This window comes from Campylobacter sp. RM9328, from assembly GCF_012978615.1.
The window spans coordinates 38,229-58,530 of record NZ_LIWF01000001.1; the positions used below are offsets into that span (position 1 = coordinate 38,229).

Genomic DNA, 20,302 nt, shown 5'->3' on the forward strand with positions numbered 1-20,302 from the left:
TAAGCCTTGTTGAACATTATGAAGTCGTATGTAAAGGTATAGTAAGGAGCAACAGAGTAGATATATATTTTACAAAAGTAACAAAAGGCGAGTTTATAAATTTAGATGGTATTGATAATACAAAACCACTATTTATGCTATTTCGCGGACTTGACCTAAAGGATAACCAAGGGTTAAAAATCTTTGGCAAGAACGAGAACTACGTATATTTTAAAAAGGTAGAGTAAAGAGTAAATGCTTCGCGCTTGATGGTATATTTAATCGCTTTGGCGACTAAAATTTAAACATATAAGCTCTTTAAATTTGGGCTCTGGCTTATAAATGTGTCTAAATTTAGCTTAAAATCATCCAAATCCCAATAAAACACATCAAACTAGCAGTAAAAATTTCTAACATTCGAAGATGATTAAAAAGTATCCTTTTTAGTGCCGCACCACCCAAAGAGTAGATACTAAGACAGGTAAATTCTACAAGAGCGAGCAAAAAGACAAGCAGACACATGCCAGTCCTAAACGGATCTTGCTTATCTAAAAAAGGTGGCAAAATAGCCGCGAAAAATATCCAAGCCTTTGGATTTGAAAACGATATTATAAGTCCTTGTGTAAATAAAGTTCTTTTATTCATATCTCCCTTATAGCTTTTTACAGATAGTTTGCCACGACTAAAAAATAGCATAATGCCAAGATATATGATGTAAATCGCACCGCAAATTCTTATCATCTCAAACACAAATTCATATCTCATTAGTAGCGTAGCGGCCCCTAAAATACACAAAAAACTAACCAAAACAACACCTACAAGTTGCCCTAATATCATAGGTATAGCTCGCATATAGCCCATACTCATACCAATACTTAAAGCAAGAGTCATATTAATGCCTGGCATAAAACTAATAGGAAAAAACGTAACAACAAAGAGAAGATAGTTCATGATGCGCCTTAAGTGGCTGAATTAAGTCGAATTTTACGAAGTAAGCACGGTATACACTGCAAAAAAACAAAACACTGTAAAAGCACGCAAAAGGCTAACTTGTAACCTTTTGCGCTCTATCTACTATATTAATGAGTTAAGAATAGTTCTTGAATTTTAGCTTTATCTGTTGTTTGTGTAAGAGCTAGCATTAAAAGAACTCTAGCTTTTTGAGCGTTTAGATTATCACTTGCCAAAAAGCCGTATTTAGCATCATCAACTTCGCCGTTTAGAGTAGTCTCACCTGTTCCTACACGAGAATCCCTAACTACTACAACGCCTTTTTTAACACCTTCTCCAAGTGCCTCAAGAACAGTTGGAAATGGATTGCCGTTACCCATACCTGAGCTGATTATGCCTTTTGCACCGTTTTTGATAGCGATATTTGCAAAGTCAGGATTGTCATTTGCATGGCTATAGATGATGTCAACACGTGGAAGTTCGTTGATCTTAGTGATATCAAATGCTGAATTTACAGTGTGTTTGCGGATAGGGTTCATATAGAATTTTACATTTCCGTAAAATACAGTACCGATTTTACCGCTGTTTGGCGACTTAAATGTATCAACTGCAGTTGTGTTTGTTTTTGTTACTTCGCGAGCAGCATGAATTTCGTCATTCATTGTAACCAAAACACCTTTACCTACAGCTTCTTTGCTTATAGCTACATTTACAGCGTTAAATAAGTTCAAAGGACCGTCTGCACTTAGTGAACCGCTATTCCTCATAGCACCTACAAATACGATAGGTTTGTCACTTTTTACTGTTAAGTCAAGAAAATATGAGGTCTCTTCCATAGTGTCAGTACCGTGAGTGATAACGACACCGTCAGCTTTGCCGCTAGTTAGTAATTCATTTACGCGAGTTGCAAGTTTTAGCCAAACCTCGTTGTTCATCTCTTGAGAGCCGATTTGTGAAATTTGCTCACCTTTGATGGTTGCGATCTTGTTGATCTCAGGAACTGCGGCGATTAGTTTATCAACCGTAACTGTGCCCGAAGTATAACTAGAATCAAGAGCGCTTGCACCTGAACCAGCTATGGTACCACCAGTAGCTAAAATGTAAATCGTAGGCTTTGCAAAAGCCGCAACAGCTGAAAGAAGCATAATTGCCACCACCTTCTTGAATGAAAAACTCATGATACATTCTCCTTTAAAATAAAATGGTTTTTATAAAACTTAGGAGAAATTATACATGGTAAAATTTAGAAAGTCAATTAATATTTTAATTTTATTAAATTTTAAAAACTCTAATAAAAAACATATAAAACAAAGTTGAAATGACAATACTAACTAGGGTGTTTTTAAATTTAAGATGAGCCAAAATGGCAATCAAAACAGCCATCGCTTCACTTGCCCCGTATGGATAGGCATTTAGCCTAGTATCCTTTAACGCATAACATACCAAAATCACCATTATCATTAGTCCCATATGTTTTTGTATTGCGTTCAACCATGGGCTTGGTTTATAGTTTTTTATCATATAAAATGGTGTTACACGGGTTATAAATGTTGCAATAGAACTTAAAATAACAGCCAAAAAAAGTATCCATTCGTTAGATATTGTGCTTATATTCATGCAAATCTCCGTGTTAAATTTAAAGTGTTACGATAATGTAGCAAAATCTTATCTTAATAATCACAAACGATCCTTAAATATTAAAATAAATACAAAACATGCAAGCATCGAGCCAACAAGTAAAAATTTAACCGGTAAAAGCGCAAGTCCTAAAATTCCAAAAATACAAGCCGCACCAAGGACTTTAAAATTTCTATCTGTTTTAAACATCTCAATAACTATGACTATAAAAAGTGCGGTTAGGCTAAATTCAAGTCCGCTCATATCAAATTTTATAAGCATACCAGCAAAACTTCCCGTTGCCGTTCCTAAAGCCCAGTAGCTCCAAGAAAGAAAATTTAGCGCAGTAAAAACGCGACCTCTATCGTCTAAATTTTCGATATGTAATGTTTTAAAGATAGCAAATGTTTCATCCGTTAAAGTAGCGATATTAAAAATTTTAAATTTTAGTCCGTTGTATTCTTTTAAAAGCGAAAGTCCATAAAAAGTATGGCGTAAATTTACAAGATAAGACACAACAAAAACTTCTAAAAAAGTAGTTTTTGCCGCAAAAAGCGAAAGCATCATAAATTGCGCGGCCCCTCCGTAAGAAAGCATACTAAGCATAAGAGCTATAAAAGGACTTATGCCTACACTATGAGCAACTATGCCAAATGCTATACCCAATGGAAAATAACCCATAAAAACAGGTATGGAGAGTTTAAAGATGAATTTATTATCTAAATTTTGTTCCACTAAAATGCCTTAAAAACGCGAATAATACAAAAACATAACTTAAATCTCAGTATAAGGAAAAATTTAAAATAGTTTTCTTAATGTAATAAAAAATACTCATTTAAAATTTAAGTGTATAATCAAAATGACTTTAAAAAGGAGAAGCAATGAAAGATAAATTTATCTCGCTTGCAATTTGTGGTGCGTTATTTGCAGGATGTGGTGCAAAAACTGCCGATACAATGGGTGGCAACGTATATAATCAAGGCGAATTAAACAGACAACAAAGCGTAAAAGTAGTAACAATACTTGAAGTCTTGCCTGCAAGAGTTGCAGTTGAAGATAGCGGAACAAAAACACAAAGCACAACCGTTGGAGCGGTGCTTGGCGCCGCAGTTGGTGCGGTTACTGGCTATGCATTAGGCGGCGGTTCGTCGGATAAAGGTGCAGTGATCGGAGGAATAGTGGGTGGTACACTTGGCGGAGTCGGTGGCAGTAAAGTCGGCGATGAAGCCACTATCGTTGATGCAGTAAGTTTGGTGTATAAAATCGGCGATGAGGTATTTACCTCTACACAAGCAGGAAAAGTATGTGAGTTTATAGCCGGAGAAGCCTACATGATATCATCTCAAGGCTCTGATACTCGTATCCAACCAAATACAAAATGCCCGGAAAAGTAAAATTCTAGCCCACAAACGGGCTAGAAAGTCATAAATTTATTTTGAAAATTTATGGGCTTCTTCGTTTGAAAAGTATAATATATCAGCCACCCAAATCAACACAATAAAACCGATAATTAAAAGCATATAGCTCATTTTACTTACCTTTTAAGTCCGTTTACGATCTCAAGCATCGCATCACTTGTCGTGATCCCTTTTGAATTTGCCTCATACGCGCGTTGCCCCGTGATAAGATCAGTCATCTCTTCAACAAGCTGCACGTTACTCATCTCAACAAATCCTTGTCTAATAGTTCCAAGTCCATCTAAGCCCGCAACACCTACGACAACATCTCCGCTTGCTGCCGTTTCAAGATAGTTATTATCCCCCATAGAGTGAAGACCTGCTGGATTTATAAAATTTGCAAGCTCTATTTGTCCGATTTGCGCCATATCGGTTTCGCCGGCTTGAAGCACGGAAACAGTTCCGTCAGTACCGATAGAAATTTGCGTAGCGTTTGCAGGAACGGTTATCTGAGGTATCAAAGCGTATCCGTCAGAATTTACGATCGTACCTTCACTATCAAGCTTAAAGGCGCCGTTTCTAGTGTAAGCCGTTGTGCCGTCAGGTAGCTGAATTTGAAAAAATCCATCCCCTGCGATGACAACGTCAAGGTTATTGCTCGTCTCTTTAAAATACCCTTGCGAGAAAATTTTATTTATCGCAGTCGGTCGAACGCCAAGTCCTACTTCGATACCGGTTGGGCTTGTAGTAGTCTGACTTGTGGCAGTTCCTGCATACTCCATTACTTGATACATAAGATCTGCGAATTCTGCGCGATTTTTCTTAAAGCCGTAAGTATTGACGTTTGCAATATTATGTGTGGTAACGTCTATTTGCGTCTGCTGGGCTATCATGCCTGTTGCTGACGTATAAAGTGATCTCATCATGTTTTTATCCTTTATCCTCTACTTGCTGCAAGTTTATCAATAGCGTCTTGGTTAAGATCAGTCATATGACTTGTCATTACTTTTTGATACATTTCAACCAACCTTTGTGTCTCTATAAGTCCAACCATTTCGGTTACAGGATTTACATTTGACATCTGTGCATATCCTTGTAAGACAACATTTGCTTCATTTATATCTACTATATCATCTAAATTTTTCGGCTTGTAAAAATTATCCCCTATCTTTTCAAGAGCTCTTATCTCTCGTGGTTGAGCCATGTAAAATTTAGCTATTTGCTCGTTATTGGCATAAGCGTTTCCTCTTGTATCCACTCTAAAGTCCTCTCCTTGAGGCACCTGAATGCCTCTTTGAGCCAAAGGCATAGTTTCATATCCACTAGGCAATACACGGTAGCCTTCTTGCGTAACAACAAAACCGTCTTCATCAAGACTAAAAGAGCCATTTTTACTTAATCTAACACCACTTGGAGTATCGATTAGAAAAAATACATCGTCTCGCTTAATTGCAAAATCAAGCGTATTTGTGCTATTTTTTATCCCTCCCATGCTAAAATCAATATATTGCTCGCTTACCTGCGGAACTCTATCTAGCGTTCTGTTTAAAAATTTAGCAGCATCTTTGGTGTGGTTTTTAAGTGGAAGCTCATCGTGAACCTCTTTAAAAATTCTCTCAAAATCCCCCACAACCACGCCGTCTTTTTTAAATCCCATAGTGTTTACGTTTGCAAGGTTATTTGTTATGACATTTAGTCGGTTAAACTGCGTAACCATACCTGCCGTTGCCTGATAGTAGCCATTTTGCATAGATTTTCCTAGTTCAAATTTATATCAAAACGAATTAAAGCAAAATACGTTCCAACTTTAAATTTATATACGTTTAATAAAATTTCGGTATAATCCACATTTCTTCAAAACATAGTCAGATATTTTTAAATCGCCAATCGGAAAGGAAATTTTATGAGTACAAGCAAAGACGCGTTTAATCAAATCGAGGAACTTTTTGTCGAGAACGCAAAGGGTTTTGTTACTTATGAAAAATTAGTAAAACTACTTGAAAAAGCCCCAACGGCAACAGTGGTTAAAAAGATAGAAGCATTGGCTAACGCAAACAAAGTTCAGCTTATGACTGCCGCAGAGGTTGCAAAAGCAAGAAATATAGCAGATGCTAAAAAACGCCAAAAAGAGAGCGAAAAAGAGCAAAATTCAAATGAATTAAATTTAGAAGAAGAATTTGACCTTGCAAACGATAACGACTTTTTAGAATGGTCACGCTCAGATAGTCCAGTAAGGATGTATCTACGCGAAATGGGGCAAATAGCGCTTTTAACAAAAGAAGAAGAGATAGAAATCAGCAAAAAAATCGAACTTGGCGAAGATATTATCATAGATGCATTTTGCTCGGTGCCATTTCTTATAGACTTTATACTTGATTACAAAGAGCCGCTTATCAACCGTGAACGTCGCGTAAAAGAGCTTTTTAAAAGCTTTGAAGATGATGGTGAAAGTGAAAATGAAAACGAGGAAGAAGAGAGCGATGAGGAGGAAAATGAGGATGAAGAAACTCCTAAAAAATCACTCAAAAACGACAAACGCGCTGAAAAAGTTATAGAAAGCTTTAAAGCACTTGAAAAAGCCAAAAAAGAGTGGCTAAAAACAGCCAATAAACAAGAAAAAGTTGAGAACGAAGATACTGCGTCAAAACTTACTCTTGCATTTAAAAAGAAAATTCTAAAAGATAAGCTTATGGATCTAGGCCCAACAAGCAAGCTTATAAGCGAGATCGTAAAATCAATGGAAACTGCGCTAAAAAGCGACGACGAATTTGATAGAGAACTTAAACGCCTTGAGTATCGCTTGCCAATGTTTAGTGACGAACTTAAGAAAAATCACAAAAGCATACTAAAAGACATAGTAAAACTATCAAAAGAAGAGATAGCTACACGTGTTCCTGAAGCGACAATGGTTTCAACTTATGTTGAGATAAAGAAATTGTTTCAAACAAAAGAGGCTAGCAAGCAAGGATTTGACCTTGATCCAACCGTCTTAAAAGAAATTTTAGAGCAGATAAAACGCGGAAAGAAAATTTCAGACGAGGCAAAAGCCAGAATGGCAAAATCAAATTTACGCCTTGTCGTTAGTATAGCAAAACGCTACACCAACCGTGGCTTGCCATTTTTAGATCTTATCCAAGAGGGAAATATCGGCTTAATGAAAGCTGTTGATAAATTTGAATACCGAAAAGGCTACAAATTCTCAACTTACGCAACATGGTGGATACGTCAAGCCATATCTCGCGCGATCGCCGATCAAGCAAGAACTATCCGCATACCGATACACATGATAGAAACGATCAATCGTATCAATAAAATCAACCGAAAATACCTCCAAGAAGAGGGGAAAGAGCCCGATGTAAGCATCATTGCAAAAGAGGTCGGACTAAGCATAGACAAGGTAAAACAAGTCATCAAAATCACAAAAGAGCCTATTAGCCTAGAAGCTCCGATAGCAAACGAAGATGATGGAAAATTTGGAGACTTTGTCGAGGATAAAACATCATTAAGCCCAATGGAGCAGATATTAAAAGGCGACCTTAGAGAGCAGATAGACGAGGTTCTCTCTCAGCTAAACGACCGTGAAAAAGCTGTTATTTGCATGAGATTTGGTCTACTTGAAGACGAAAGCGATAGAACACTAGAAGAGATAGGCAAGGCTCTTAATGTAACTCGTGAGCGTGTTCGTCAGATAGAAAGCTCAGCCATTAAAAAGCTAAAACACCCTAAAGTGGGCAGAAAACTCAAAAACTACATCGAGGGATAATTTCTCTCGATCTTCTTTTTTTGACAAAACTACATTTTAATACATTGTAATTTTCAAATTTTTAATAGAATATATAAAAATTTAAGCAGATAAAAACATAAGCCCAAATTTGGGCTTATGAAAGAAGTCTATCAAGTTGGGTTTGCAAGCTTGTAATATTATGTGTTTGCGCCAAAATGGCTGCATTTATGCTCAAATTTGCATTTTGAAGATCATTTAAATTCTTGGCGATATCATTGTTTTGCAGGTTACTCTCACTCTCTTTTAGTGCTATACTTTGCGCAACAGAAGCATTTATGCCTGAAGCTATACCATTTTGCGCAGAGCCTATTTGAGTGCGAAGAGAATTGATATTAGAGATTATATCGGTTGCATTAGAGCCATCTTCATCTATTGTCATTAAAGAATTTGTGTTTAAATTTATGCTCTCCATGCCATTGCCTGTAACAAAATTTAGCTCTGATCCAAAAACATTTCTACCGTTAAACGTAGCGTTACTTAGGCTATCGCTCATAGAATTTGAAAGTGCGTTGATCTCACCTCGTATCATTGAGCGCTGGCTGTCATTTAACGCAGCATTATTTAAAGATACCGAAAGTTCATTTATACGATTTGCACTTTGGCTTAAATTTGACAGCGTGGAGTCAGCGATTTGAAGCATGCCTATGGCATCGTTTGCATTAGCAATACCTTGCTCAAGAGTGTTACTTTGGAGCATAAGGGAGTCCGCGATAGCAAGGTTTGAGCCGTCAATCCCACCTAAAGCACGCGCGACAGCGATATTTTTCAAAGCTTTTTCTTGCTGGTCGTTATTATTTTGTGCAACATTATACATATTTGTCGCAGATAAGTTGTTCAACTTCATTTTAACCCCTTTACTCTATTTACAAGGCATTGTATAGTTTTAAACTAAATTTAACCTAAAAATCCTCTAAGCGAACTTTTACCGATCTTTCGTGTGCGCCAAGCCCCTCTGCATCGGCTAAATTCATACATGCTTTGCCAAGCTCTTTTATGCCTTTTCTGCCAATAGAGATTATAGAGCTTTTCTTCATGAAATTTTCAACCCCTAGAGGCGAGTAAAATCTAGCGCTTCCGCCCGTTGGCAAAGTATGATTTGGTCCGGCTAGATAATCACCCATGGCTTCTGGTGTAAAATGTCCGAAAAATATCGCTCCGGCATGCCTTATGTCGTTCATATAGCTTAGTGCGTCATTTGTCGCGATTTCAAGGTGTTCTACAGCTAGTTCATTCATAAGCTCAACGCACTCTTGCATGTCTTTTGCTACTATTATCGCGGCTTTATTGCGTATGCTTTCTGCTGCGATAGCTTCGCGCTTTAGACTCTTTAATTCACTTGCAACGTGCTTTGAAACTTTATTAGCAAAAGCCTCTACCGGAGTTATTAAAAAGCTACTTGCAAGCTCATCATGCTCTGCCTGACTTAAAAGATCGATCGCGATATGGCGAGCATTTGCGCTGTCATCCGCTATGATACCTATCTCGCTTGGACCCGCTATCATGTCTATGTTTACTTCACCATAAACAAGCTTTTTAGCGGTTGCTACGTAGATATTTCCGGGACCTGTTATAACATCCACCTTTGGAACACTCTTAGTTCCGTATGCCATGGCCGCTATCGCACTTGCTCCGCCTATTTTAAATGCCGTTTTGATACCACAAAGATGCATGGCTGCAAGTAAAAGAGAGTTTACGTTGCCGCCGATAGCAGGGGTGCAAACCACTATCCCTTTTACTCCTGCAACTATGGCAGGAACAGCATTCATCAAAAGCGAACTAGGATATGCCGCTTTACCACCCGGTATATAAAGTCCCGCTCTATCTACCGGAGTATACTTAGCACCCAAAAGCACATCGTGCTCATCACGCATACTCCAAGTTTTTGGCACGGATTGCTCGTGATAGGCTTTTATGCGCTCGTAAGCTAGCTTTAACGACTCTCTAAGCGTGTTATCAAGCGCGTCATAAGCCTCTTGCATTTGTTTGGTTGATATCAATAGATCCTGTGTGGATGTGGGAGTAAATTTATCAAATTTTGCTATTTGCGCAAAAAGTGCATCATCTCCGTCTTTTTTTATATCTTCGATGATTTTCATAACAGTCGGCATAACACCGCTCATGTCCATATCAGAACGCCTTACTAGTTGTGAGAATTTATCCCTAAAATCAGCGTCGTTTGTGTGTAAAAATTTCATAATTCTCCTTTAAATTTTCTCTCATATCGCATTTTTTGGCTTATATTGCCAAGAATTCCTCCTTGGTGAATATAAAGGATATCGCCGCTAAATGCGTCCAAATTTGAAAATAGCGTTAAAAAGCCGACCGGATCGTAAATGAGCTCAAACTCAACTCCTGTTTCGTTTAAAATTTCACGCCAAATTTTATAAAGCTCAAGTTTTAAATCCCCAAAATGATACTTCTTAGGAGGATTTAAAATTTGAACTTTTGAATTTTTATCAAGAGCAAAAATTTCATCTTGTAAAAATTTAACATCGCCGACACAAGGGCAAGTAAATACTCTTAAATTTGAATTTTTAGCAAGATAAGCTGCACTCGTTCCTGTACCTGATGGCAAAAAGATATCAGGTCTTATGCTATTTTTTTCGCACCATTTTTCTATTTGCATAGCTTGTGTTTTAAAGCCAAATTCGGCTTCAGTCATCGCCACGCCCTCTTCTATAAAAAAAGCATCATCTTGGCTTGCTAGCTCTTTTGCAAGTGACCTTCTATCTTGCGCGACAAATATCTTCATGCCGTTTTGTAGGGCAAATTTAAAATTTCCAACAGGCTTTTCTTGCAAATTCGAGTTTAAATGAGAAACCACAAAGCAAAATTCAAGACCTCGCATCTTTGCAAACACACTAAGACTATACATGGCATTTGACTGACTTGAACCATGTGAGACTATGCGTTTTATACCTTTTAAGTCGCTATTTAAAAAATACTCAAGCTTTCTGGCCTTGTTGCCGTTAAATTCGCCAAGCAGATCGTCTCTTAGCAAAAACATCTCACGTCCGCAAAATTTAAACTTCTCTATCATGGCGTATGTTCCAAAAATTTCTCTATCTCTTTTATCGCCTCTTTGTTTGAGATCAAAAATTTTATCTCTATCCTTCGTGAGGCGTCTTTGTCTTCTACTCCATCTTTCATTACAAGCTCGTTAAAGCTACGGCCGCTTGCAACGAGATGTTTTCTTAAATTTTCATCGCTACTATATGAATTTATAAAATCCATCACAGCATAAGCTCTGCGCTGCGAAAGCTCGAGGTTATAAAGATAGCTTCCGTCACTATCGGTAAAGCCCTCTATCATAATTTGATCGATGTTTTTAGATATCTCTTCATCATTTAAAAGCACATCGAAGTATTTTTGTAAGGTAAGCTTTAATTCATTTTTAACTTCATCTTTTATCTCCGCCCTACCCTTATCAAAAAGGACAGAAGAACTTAGTTTTAAAGCTCCTGAATTCGGATCTATAGCGATATCGCTTCCGAGTCTTTCTTTAAGAGCCCCTATAACCTTTACTCTAATGCCTGTTAAATTTTTAATACGACTTTTTGTTATATTAAGGTCTCTTAAAATTTCATCATATCTAGCCTCTTTTTGGCTTACCTGCTCGAGCAAAAAGGCGATTTTAGCTAAATTTTTCTCATTATCTTCGCTTTGAGTTGTTGCGTTTTCTTCAGCCGCTTTTAACTCGTCTGTTAGGATTATCATTTGTTGATTTAAATTTAAAATACTCGCATTTAGGTCTTTTATACTTGTATTTGCGTCTAAATTTTCATTTACAGCTCTCTCTAACCGCTCTTTTAGCGCATCAAGCTCAACTATGTAAATTTCATTTGCTTTTTTAAGCTCTAAATTTTCATCGCCTATTTTTGCAAGCTCGCTTTTTAAGGCTGCATTTAGCCTATCAAGCGTGATATTTTTACCTTGTTCGTCTTTTAAATTTGCAAGAGCTGCGATTATGGCTTGCTCTTTGCTTGCCAGGGTATTTTGAGAAAGAACATACTTAACGACTATCGCGCCGATAAGTAGCATAAAAACAAAAAGCAATCCCGCTATAAGGTCTGCATACGAAACCCAAAATGTCGAGGATGCTTGGTCTTTTTTATCTATTTTCATCTATCAAATTTGCATTTTCTATTTTTTGTATGATTAAGCTAGCTTCTTGATCGATCTCTTTTACGCTTTTTTTAAGTTCCGCGATCAAGACATCACGCTCTTTTTCTCTTTCAGAACTCTTTATCTCCTGCTCATAAACACTTTTAAATTCGCTTACTCCATCAAAAATACTTTGCCTAAACGACTTCATAGCAGCATTTTGCTCATTTAAAAGTTTAACCGAAAATTCTTTTAAACTTAAGTCAAAAAGTTTTAAATTTTCCGAGAATTTAGCCACACTTTTATCAAGACTTACCATCTTGCTCTCATTTAGTTCGCTTGCTCTGTTGTATTGGGTTGAAATTTTTAACTCCAACTCTTTTAAAGAGTCGTTAAACGAAGACATGACATTTAAAATATCTGAATGAATTTTAATAAATTCGTCCTGTCTACTTGCGGCTTTATTTAAAATTTTTACATTTTGCTCTAAAGTCTCGGAAGCTTGAGCGACTATTTTTTGCTGCGCTTCTTCAAGCTGCATAAAGTTGCTAAATTTAGCCTCAGTAACGCTATCAAGCCGTTTAAAATACTCTTCATTGCTTACTCGGGTAAACATGACTTTCATATCTTCAAAATGTGAACTTGCAGCACTCATATACAACTGTTCAAGCTCGTCTTTTTGCCAGAAAAATTCTCTACTTAACTCTTTTTGTTCGTTGGCAAATTTTTCAAATTTTGATATACCTATCTTTTCAAAAAACATCCACCAAAGCGCAAGAAATATACCGTATATCGACACATAAAATGCCGTACCAACACCGTTTAGCAAGATAGCTATCTCTTTTTCAAGCTCTCCGGCCGTACCTGAACTAAACGAAGGCATAGACATGGCTATACTTATAAATGTGCCTAAAATTCCAAGCATAGGAAATACGGCAGAGCCTATACTTGCTAGATTGTCATTTCTAAAATTTCTTGTGTATTCGTCTAAAAATTCATTAAAACCGGCTCTTGACTTCTTGAGTCCTGAAATTTCAAGCAAATGTGAAACGATAAATTTTTTAAGGCTTTGCCTAAAATCATCGCCTCTTGCACGAAAAATACTATACGCATACTCCGCACTATGACGAGTAAATATCACGGCTACGATCAAGATAATAGCCATCATCACTATCGTGTGCGCTTTCATCTCAAAGTTGATAACTTCAAGGTATGCAAGCAAGGCTAAAACAAAGGTAGCAACCGGTAAAAAGATAATCTTAAAAAAAACAAAGATAGAGCGGTCTGCCTTGGTTTGAGGTAAGGCAAGATCGCTAAAGTCGTTATTGACCGACATTTTATTAATTCCTATTTAAACAGTTCAGATCAGAAAATGCAACTTGCAAGCGTTTTATCACGCTCTCTTCGCCACACCTTATCCATTTTCTTGGATCGTAATATTTTTTATTCGGCTTATCATCGCCTTCGGGGTTACCGATCTGCGCTTGAAGGTAGCCTCTATTTTTGGCTTCGTATTCGCGCACACCATCCCAAAACGCCCACTGCGTATCAGTGTCGATATTCATTTTTATCACGCCGTAACTTACGGCATCTTTGATATCTTTTAGCTCGCTGCCACTTCCACCGTGAAATACAAAATTTACAGGCTTTTTGTCGCTTGTATTAAATTTCTTTGCGACATACTCTTGTGAATTTTTAAGAATTTCGGGACGTAAAACAACATTGCCGGGTTTATAAACTCCATGAACATTGCCAAAACTTGCGGCTATGCTAAATTTATCACTTATCTTACTAAGTCTTTCATAAGCAAGAGCTACATCTTCGGGTTGTGTGTATAAAAGTGCGTTATCGACATTTGTATTATCCACCCCGTCTTCTTCGCCACCGGTTACACCCAGTTCTATCTCAAGGGCGATGTCAAGATCGCTAAGTTCTTTTAGATACTTTTCACAAGTACTTAAATTTTCTTCCAAACTCTCTTCGCTAAGATCAAGCATATGAGAGCTAAAAAGTGGTATACCATGAGTTTTTTTATGCTCCTTTGAAGCCTGTATAAGAGCATCTATCCAAGGCAAAAGCTTACGAGCGGCGTGATCGGTATGAAGCACTACCGGCACTCCGTAAGCCTTTGCTAGCAAGTGAACATGCTTAGCTCCAGCAATAGCACCTAAAACATCTCCACCCTGACAGCTTTTACCTGCGTAAAAACTGGCTCCACCGTTGCTAAATTGAATAATAACGGGCGAATTTGCCGTTTTTGCCGCTTCTAGTACCGCATTTACAGAGTTAGAACCTACGACATTTACTGCAGGTATAGCAAAACCTTGCTCTTTTGCATATGCATATAGCTTATTTAGATCCTCGCCACTTACAACACCGGCTTTTACAACATCTAAAACGCCCATTTTATCCTCCGATTACTTGTATTCTATTTTAGATTTAGAGCGAAGCGCATCTGTTTTTTGTCTAATTTGACCTTGAAATTTTTCTAGTTTTAAATTTTGTTCAATTTGACCTTTAGCTTGATCAAATGAAACTGTTCCGGCAGGCCTTGAATCCTCTTTTAAGATAACATGATATCCAAATTGAGTTTGAACAGGCTTTGCAGAAATTTCACCTTTTTTAAGTGCAAAAGCAGCATCGGCAAAAGGTTTAACCATCTGGCTTTGACCAAACCAGCCAAGCTCGCCACCGTGTGCCGCAGAGCCTTTGTCGATTGATTTAGCGCTTGCTAGCTCAGCAAACTTCTTAGTTAGTGCATCACCTTTTAATTTTTTAAGCTCAGCTATAACAGCCCCAGCCTCTTTTTCGTCACCCAAAAGTATATGGCGAGCACGGGCTTGAGCCGGTTGAGAGAAATTTTCTTTGTTTTTGTTGTAAAAATCTTTTATCTCGGCATCACTTACTTTAATGCCGTCAAACATTTTTTTCATATATACGTCAAGAGCGATACTATCACGAACATTTTGCATAGCTTTTGTAAATTCAGGATCTTTTTCTATGCCTGTTGCTTTAGCGTCTTTAAGTAAAAGTTTTCTATTAATCAAATCATCAACAACGCGTTTTTTACCATCAGCAGGAAGCTGTGAAAGTTGGCTCGCGTCAAATCCAGGCATAGCAGCGCTTAACAAAGCAGCAACCTCGCTATCTTCTATGCTCTCGCCATCAACTGTAGCCATAACGGCAGCATTTAGGCTAAGTGCGGTAGCCAAGCTTAAAAACGTTGGAAATAAAAATTTCTTCATAAACATCCTTTATAAAATTTTGTTTTAAACCAGTTATTATATCCAAAGAATACGTTACTTTTTATTAATTAAATGCTAAAATCACAAAATGAGAACGAAAAAAGATATATCGAAAATCAAAAATTTATTTTTGCAAAATTACAAAGATGCAAAAAGCGAACTTCAGTGGAAAAACAACTACGAACTAATAGTCTGCGTCATGCTATCGGCACAGTGCACCGATAAGCGTGTAAACCTAATTACTCCGGCACTTTTTGAAGCCTATCCCGATGTAAATTCCTTATCAAATGCCAATCTTGCGAGCGTGAAATTGTTTATAAATTCTTGCAGTTTTTTTAACAATAAAGCACAAAATTTAATAAAAATGGCAAAAAGTGTTGTTGATGATCACGGTGGAGAAATTCCGCTCACAGAGAGCGAACTAATAAATTTAGCAGGAGTTGGAACAAAAACTGCCCATGTCGTCATGCTAGAAGCACTTGGTGCTAATGTAATGGCAGTAGATACGCATGTATTTAGAGTTTCACATCGTCTTGGTTTAAGCAGTGCAAAAACCCCACAAACAACCGAGGCTGATCTTATTTTAGCTTTTAAAACAGATCTTGGCAGGCTTCATCAAGCAATGGTGCTTTTTGGTAGATATGTCTGCAAGGCTCAAAAACCACTTTGCGGCGAATGCTTTTTATATGAGCTTTGCAAAAGCAAGGATAAAGTGCAAATTTAATGTAAATTTTATATCATATTAAGTTGCAATTATCTAAAAGATACTATAATATAAATAAAATCAAAAGGATAAAAATGCCTACTTCAATAAATTCTTACGGAAGTTATCAAAGCTATGATATCTACAAAAATCAAAACAAAACGCGAGAGCAAAATGCTCAAAACAAAAATAACGAAGAGCGAATTCAAAACACACAAGCATCTCAAGCCGAGCAAAGTCAAAGAGCAAACGAACAAAGACAACTAGAACAAACCGAGCAGAGTCAAAACCAAGAACAAAGCAGGCAAGAAAGAGGAAGCCTAAACATCTTAGTTTAAGCGTTTATGTAAATTTAAAATGCTTATAGTTTCTAAGCATTTTAAATGAAATTTTATGTAAAATTTTACAAATTTAATATCTGCTAATTATATTTCTAACGACACTTGCTATAATATCAACCGAAGCTAGCTCACATCTTTCGTGAGTAGAGTGCGGAGAGTAGATATTTGGTCCTATGGAACAAGTCTGCATATCATCTCTGCCCTCACAAAGCACACCACACTCAAGCCCTGCGTGTATAGCCTTTATCTTTGCATCCGGTTTAAATTTTTGAAGTTCATCCAAAACAGCATAAGCAAATTCATCTGCACTAGGCTCCCAGGGATTAGAGCGCTCATTGATACTAATGTCAAAACCAAGCGCACTAGCCATTTCGCCGATCTCAAACTCGAGCCTTGAAATTCCATCCATACTCATAGAGCGAGCGTAAAATTCCACCCAGGTCTTACCGTTGTGATTTTTTACGGTAGATAAATTTACACTATCTTTTGGTAAATTTAACTCCACATCATAGCTTCTTACGCCCTGCGAAAAACCATTTATAAAAGCTAAAATTTGATCTGAATTTTTTAAAATTTTAGCAGTACCGTCAAGCTTCTTAACGCAAATATGCAAGTCATCGCTTTTTAATTTGTTCTGACTTACTACGACAGCCTTTGCGTTAACCGGTATAGAGTTGCTTCTTTCGCCGCCTTCTATACTTACTAGCTTCGCACCGTTTTGTCTTATAAAGCGAGCTAAAATTTTAATAGCGTTTGGTATATCTTTTTGTATCTCAACACCGGAGTGTCCACCAGGATATCCGCTAACGATAACTTCATAAACATCGCCGCTTGATACAGTCTTTGTATCTGCGTCAATGCATGCAAAGATATTTATACCTCCTGCACAACCAACTATAACCTCGCTGTCATCTTCGCTGTCTAAATTTAAAAGCTTTTTGCTTGCAAAATTACCGTCAAATCCATTTGCTCCTATAAGCCCAACCTCTTCGTCGTTTGTAAAAAGACATTCTAAATTTTCAAATTCCTTCATCATCTGCATCATGATAGCGACACCCATGCCATTATCGGCACCCAAAGATGACTCTTTAGCGCTTAAAAAACCATCTTTTTCGACAAGCTCGAGCTTTGGCGTATGGCCCACACAAACCATATCATAGTGACTTTGCAAGCAAATTTTAGGCTCACCTTTTATCGCGTGGATATTTCCAACCTCATCAACGTCCACGCTATATCCGTGATTTTTGGCATAATTAGCCAAAAAGTCGCGCAACTCTTTTGTATTAAAACTGCAATGAGGAATTTGTGAAATTTCCTTAAATTTGTCTAAAATTTGAACTTCTTTCATGAGTGCCTACTTTAAAACAATACCAGGATAGCCTATAGCCTCTATAGCTTTAAGCAAGTCATCTTCCTTAACTCCATCCACCGTAATAACATCCGCCGTTTTACTACGTAAAGAAACTTTGGCACTTTGAGTGCCCTCAACTCCAAGCAGTGCTTTTCTAACCATTGACGTGCAAAGTGGACAATGCATAGCCTCTACTTGTATCTTAAAATTTTGATCCGAAAATGCAACCGTACAAATTAGTAGTGCAAATAAAATTTTACTCATAAAAGTCTCCCAACAGCTCTGGATAAACAAGCATAAAAACAATCAAAATCCCCAAAAGAACATATATAAATATCCACTTTTTCTTAGCATAATTTAGCGCGCAAGACTTTGGCTTATAAAACACAAAAAATGCCGAAGCAACGAAAAATATCACCGAAAGTATGCTAAAAAACGTGCGATACTCATAAAATGCGCTAGTCCAAGACAAAAATGAAAAAGAGGTTCCAAACAGTAAAAAAAGTAGCGCAGGTAGGCAACAAAGCGTTGCCATAAATGCGCTAATAGCCGAGGTTATGATAAACCAAACGTGCTTCAAATTTAAATTTCTTTCGATACGTAATCGTAGCTAAATTCTTTTGGGTTGTAATAATCTAACGTGTTGCCATCAACCTCAGCATATGGATAGCCAAAGTTATTTATAGGTCTTTGCTCGGCAAGTGGCTTTAGGTCAAAGTCTCTACCGTAGTTAAAGCCTATCCAGCACATTTCCCAGTTACCAAATAGATAATCACGAATTTGAGCCAATTTTGTGTCGCTGTTGCTTAGTTTTTCGCCCAGTCTTACCTTTGTAACATCAGCAGGATCAACAGGCACCCAGCCATATCCTTTTAGATAAAATTCCGCCCTACAGTGCTGTCCGCCAGATATATGACTTAAGCCGTCCTCTTTTGGAGCTGCGCCCATTTGACCTGAAAATCTCGAAGCACCAACGCGGATACCAAATAACTCACGAGCAGGAATTCCAACCGCCCTACAAAGTCCGACAAACACACTGTTTATATCGGTGCATTTACCGACTAGTTTACCGCTTTCAAGGATAGCTTTTACATCTCCTCTGCCACATCCAGGCACGCTATTGTCACGCTCCATAGTGTTTGCGACCCAGTTATATATCAAACGAGCTTTTTCTAAGTCACCTTTTGTTTTACCGATGATCTTGTCAGCAAATTCTTTAACTATGCCTGTTGTAGGAATTTGAGCGGTTGCTTTTAGATAAAACTCGATCTCTTTGCTTAATTTTTCATTTTCGTTAAAATTAACCTTTGAAAAGTCGGTATTTCTCTCAGTAGTTCTTACTTTAAATTCAACATCTATTGCTGGATCTACTTGACCCTCTTTAAAGTCGGCAAATAGCGTTGGGATGGCAATATCTGAAATGTAATACTCTTTTGCATTTGTTGTTATCTTATAGTCGCTTACTAATTGTTGAAAATCGGTTGAAGTAACAAGAGGTAACCAAAAACGAGCGTTTTTACCCTTTTCTTTTAGTAAATGACTTAATCTAACGTCAAACGTCCTAACCGCACTACTTTTGCTCTCGTTAGCAGCCGCAAATGCTACGCTTGGCAGCACGCTTGCCGCACCCAAAACTCCACCTATTTTAAAAAAATCACGTCTTTGCATGAAATGCCTTAATAATAAAATGGCTAACCTAAGCCCTAAAAACGAACATTTTACTATAAAATATTAAATTTTATGCTAAAATCAAATCCATGAATAAATTTCTTAAAATATTACTTTTAATGCTTATTGTTTTTGTTTTTAACGGTTGTATTTTTTTAAATGAGCGCGGAATTTCAACACAGTATTACAACGACTGTAAAGAGTATTATGACGCGACTGGCACATATCGCAAAGAGTGTCCGCACAACATCATAGACTGGAAGTAGCGTGCAAAATTTCATAAAAGAAAGACAAAAGATATTAAATTCATCTAAAAATTTAGAACTTCTTTCACGCATAAATGCACTAGGAAAGTTTGATTGCGAGTGTGAATTTAACGATATTGTTAGTATTAAATTTAACGGTCTAATCACTCAAAAACAAGAACAGATAGAGGCGATCGCAAAAGAGCTTAAGCCATGGAGAAAAGGTCCGTTTGCGCTTGGAGAGCTTTTTATAGATACAGAGTGGCAAAGCTTTATAAAATACAACCTACTTAAACCACATATAAATTTAAAAGATAAAGTTGTAGCCGATGTGGGGTGCAATAACGGATATTACATGTTTCGCATGCTTAAAGAAAAACCAAAAAAATTAGTCGGCTTTGACCCTAGCGTGCATACGTTTATGCAGTTTAATTTCATAAACCATTTTGTGCGCTCAAATATCATATATGAGCTTTTAGGAGTTGAGCATTTAGCGCATTACGAGCACAAATTTGACACCATCTTTTGCCTTGGCGTGATATATCACAGAAGCGATCCGGTAAAAATGCTAAAAGAACTTAAAGGTTCACTTAATAAGGGCGGAGAAGTATTTTTAGATACGATGTATATAGATATGCCGGGTGATTTTGCATTAACACCAAAGCTTACGTATTCAAAGATACCAAACATATACTTTGTCCCTACTATCGGTGCGCTTGAAAATTGGTGTGAAAGGGCTAAATTTAGTGATTTTGAAATTTTAGCCACAAAACCTACCGACGTAAACGAACAAAGAAAAACCGAGTGGATAGACGGACAGAGTTTAGAAAATTTTCTTGATCCAAACGATAGCTTAAAAACTATCGAAGGTTATCCTGCTCCAAACCGAGTGTATATAAAAATAAAAATTTAAGGAT

At 37.3% G+C, this 20,302-nt stretch carries 23 protein-coding genes; 6 read left to right on the forward strand and 17 right to left on the reverse strand.

Annotated elements, in window-relative coordinates; all coding sequences use genetic code 11:
• Positions 1-333 precede the first annotated feature (333 nt).
• From CCAL9328_RS00245 to CCAL9328_RS00260, 4 genes are all read right to left on the reverse strand, one after another.
• Entirely contained in the window at positions 334-930 is a 597-nt protein-coding gene (locus CCAL9328_RS00245) for a LysE family translocator (protein WP_169999655.1), read from the reverse strand.
• 128 nt (positions 931-1,058) lie between these two features.
• On the reverse strand, positions 1,059-2,108 hold the full coding sequence (locus CCAL9328_RS00250) for a type II asparaginase (RefSeq protein ID WP_502707290.1): 1,050 nt from the start codon (positions 2,106-2,108) through the stop codon (positions 1,059-1,061).
• Positions 2,109-2,202: 94 nt separating this feature from the next.
• Entirely contained in the window at positions 2,203-2,547 is a 345-nt protein-coding gene (locus CCAL9328_RS00255; protein WP_169972184.1) for a branched-chain amino acid transporter permease, read from the reverse strand.
• 60 nt (positions 2,548-2,607) lie between these two features.
• Positions 2,608-3,228 carry an AzlC family ABC transporter permease gene (locus tag CCAL9328_RS00260; RefSeq protein WP_169999850.1) on the reverse strand — a complete coding sequence of 207 codons (621 nt, stop codon included), beginning with the start codon at positions 3,226-3,228 and terminating at the stop codon, positions 2,608-2,610.
• A 200-nt stretch (positions 3,229-3,428) separates the two neighbouring features.
• Here CCAL9328_RS00260 and CCAL9328_RS00265 point away from each other — a divergent pair, with 200 nt between their 5' ends.
• The gene (locus CCAL9328_RS00265) at positions 3,429-3,941 is read left to right on the forward strand and encodes a YMGG-like glycine zipper-containing protein (protein ID WP_169999657.1); all 513 of its coding nucleotides are present in this window, start codon (positions 3,429-3,431) and stop codon (positions 3,939-3,941) included.
• A gap of 140 nt (positions 3,942-4,081) precedes the next feature.
• On the opposite strand, the gene flgG is transcribed toward CCAL9328_RS00265, so the two are convergent.
• Both flgG and CCAL9328_RS00275 read right to left on the reverse strand, forming a co-directional pair.
• Positions 4,082-4,870, reverse strand: a complete 789-nt coding sequence (gene flgG, locus CCAL9328_RS00270) for a flagellar basal-body rod protein FlgG (protein ID WP_169936569.1) — start codon at positions 4,868-4,870, stop codon at positions 4,082-4,084.
• A gap of 11 nt (positions 4,871-4,881) precedes the next feature.
• Positions 4,882-5,694: a flagellar hook-basal body protein gene (locus CCAL9328_RS00275; RefSeq protein ID WP_169999659.1), complete on the reverse strand. Its 813-nt coding sequence runs from the start codon at positions 5,692-5,694 to the stop codon at positions 4,882-4,884.
• Between the two features lie 153 nt (positions 5,695-5,847).
• On the opposite strand from CCAL9328_RS00275, the gene rpoD reads away from it, so the two are divergent.
• Positions 5,848-7,707 (forward strand): RNA polymerase sigma factor RpoD, encoded by a 1,860-nt coding sequence (gene rpoD, locus CCAL9328_RS00280; RefSeq protein ID WP_169999661.1) that lies wholly within the window; start codon positions 5,848-5,850, stop codon positions 7,705-7,707.
• 115 nt (positions 7,708-7,822) lie between these two features.
• On the opposite strand, the gene CCAL9328_RS00285 is transcribed toward rpoD, so the two are convergent.
• The 7 genes from CCAL9328_RS00285 to CCAL9328_RS00315 are packed head-to-tail and all read right to left on the reverse strand — an operon-like array spanning position 7,823 to position 15,077.
• Entirely contained in the window at positions 7,823-8,572 is a 750-nt protein-coding gene (locus CCAL9328_RS00285) for a flagellin (RefSeq protein WP_169999663.1), read from the reverse strand.
• A 55-nt stretch (positions 8,573-8,627) separates the two neighbouring features.
• Positions 8,628-9,923 (reverse strand): histidinol dehydrogenase, encoded by a 1,296-nt coding sequence (gene hisD / locus CCAL9328_RS00290; RefSeq protein WP_169999665.1) that lies wholly within the window; start codon positions 9,921-9,923, stop codon positions 8,628-8,630.
• On the reverse strand, positions 9,920-10,768 hold the full coding sequence (locus CCAL9328_RS00295; RefSeq protein ID WP_169999667.1) for a 1-aminocyclopropane-1-carboxylate deaminase: 849 nt from the start codon (positions 10,766-10,768) through the stop codon (positions 9,920-9,922). Before CCAL9328_RS00295 ends, hisD begins: the two co-directional genes overlap by 4 nt.
• Positions 10,765-11,853: an OmpA family protein gene (locus CCAL9328_RS00300; protein ID WP_169999669.1), complete on the reverse strand. Its 1,089-nt coding sequence runs from the start codon at positions 11,851-11,853 to the stop codon at positions 10,765-10,767. Before CCAL9328_RS00300 ends, CCAL9328_RS00295 begins: the two co-directional genes overlap by 4 nt.
• Positions 11,840-13,168 carry a MotA/TolQ/ExbB proton channel family protein gene (locus CCAL9328_RS00305; RefSeq protein ID WP_169999671.1) on the reverse strand — a complete coding sequence of 443 codons (1,329 nt, stop codon included), beginning with the start codon at positions 13,166-13,168 and terminating at the stop codon, positions 11,840-11,842. The genes CCAL9328_RS00300 and CCAL9328_RS00305 overlap by 14 nt, the downstream gene beginning before the upstream one ends.
• Positions 13,169-13,172: 4 nt before the next feature.
• On the reverse strand, positions 13,173-14,237 hold the full coding sequence (gene fbaA, locus CCAL9328_RS00310) for a class II fructose-bisphosphate aldolase (RefSeq protein WP_169936553.1): 1,065 nt from the start codon (positions 14,235-14,237) through the stop codon (positions 13,173-13,175).
• Between the two features lie 12 nt (positions 14,238-14,249).
• Positions 14,250-15,077: a peptidylprolyl isomerase gene (locus tag CCAL9328_RS00315; RefSeq protein WP_169999673.1), complete on the reverse strand. Its 828-nt coding sequence runs from the start codon at positions 15,075-15,077 to the stop codon at positions 14,250-14,252.
• 88 nt (positions 15,078-15,165) lie between these two features.
• Here CCAL9328_RS00315 and nth point away from each other — a divergent pair, with 88 nt between their 5' ends.
• Both nth and CCAL9328_RS00325 read left to right on the forward strand, forming a co-directional pair.
• Positions 15,166-15,801 (forward strand): endonuclease III, encoded by a 636-nt coding sequence (gene nth / locus CCAL9328_RS00320; RefSeq protein WP_169999675.1) that lies wholly within the window; start codon positions 15,166-15,168, stop codon positions 15,799-15,801.
• A gap of 74 nt (positions 15,802-15,875) precedes the next feature.
• Complete coding sequence (locus CCAL9328_RS00325) at positions 15,876-16,118, forward strand: hypothetical protein (RefSeq protein WP_169999677.1); 243 nt, start codon at positions 15,876-15,878, stop codon at positions 16,116-16,118.
• A 73-nt stretch (positions 16,119-16,191) separates the two neighbouring features.
• On the opposite strand, the gene CCAL9328_RS00330 is transcribed toward CCAL9328_RS00325, so the two are convergent.
• From CCAL9328_RS00330 to CCAL9328_RS00345, 4 genes are read right to left on the reverse strand one after another with little or no spacing between them, the layout of a single operon-like run.
• Complete coding sequence (locus CCAL9328_RS00330) at positions 16,192-17,469, reverse strand: M20/M25/M40 family metallo-hydrolase (protein ID WP_169936546.1); 1,278 nt, start codon at positions 17,467-17,469, stop codon at positions 16,192-16,194.
• A gap of 6 nt (positions 17,470-17,475) precedes the next feature.
• Complete coding sequence (locus CCAL9328_RS00335; protein ID WP_169936544.1) at positions 17,476-17,736, reverse strand: heavy-metal-associated domain-containing protein; 261 nt, start codon at positions 17,734-17,736, stop codon at positions 17,476-17,478.
• Entirely contained in the window at positions 17,729-18,052 is a 324-nt protein-coding gene (locus tag CCAL9328_RS00340; protein ID WP_169936542.1) for an aryl sulfotransferase, read from the reverse strand. The genes CCAL9328_RS00335 and CCAL9328_RS00340 overlap by 8 nt, the downstream gene beginning before the upstream one ends.
• Positions 18,053-18,054: 2 nt before the next feature.
• Complete coding sequence (locus tag CCAL9328_RS00345; RefSeq protein WP_169999679.1) at positions 18,055-19,140, reverse strand: transglutaminase domain-containing protein; 1,086 nt, start codon at positions 19,138-19,140, stop codon at positions 18,055-18,057.
• Positions 19,141-19,229: 89 nt separating this feature from the next.
• Here CCAL9328_RS00345 and CCAL9328_RS00350 point away from each other — a divergent pair, with 89 nt between their 5' ends.
• Complete coding sequence (locus tag CCAL9328_RS00350; protein ID WP_169936538.1) at positions 19,230-19,406, forward strand: hypothetical protein; 177 nt, start codon at positions 19,230-19,232, stop codon at positions 19,404-19,406.
• Position 19,407: 1 nt separating this feature from the next.
• Positions 19,408-20,298, forward strand: coding sequence for a tRNA 5-methoxyuridine(34)/uridine 5-oxyacetic acid(34) synthase CmoB (gene cmoB / locus CCAL9328_RS00355; RefSeq protein WP_349304181.1), 891 nt, complete (start codon positions 19,408-19,410; stop codon positions 20,296-20,298).
• Positions 20,299-20,302: the final 4 nt, after the last annotated feature.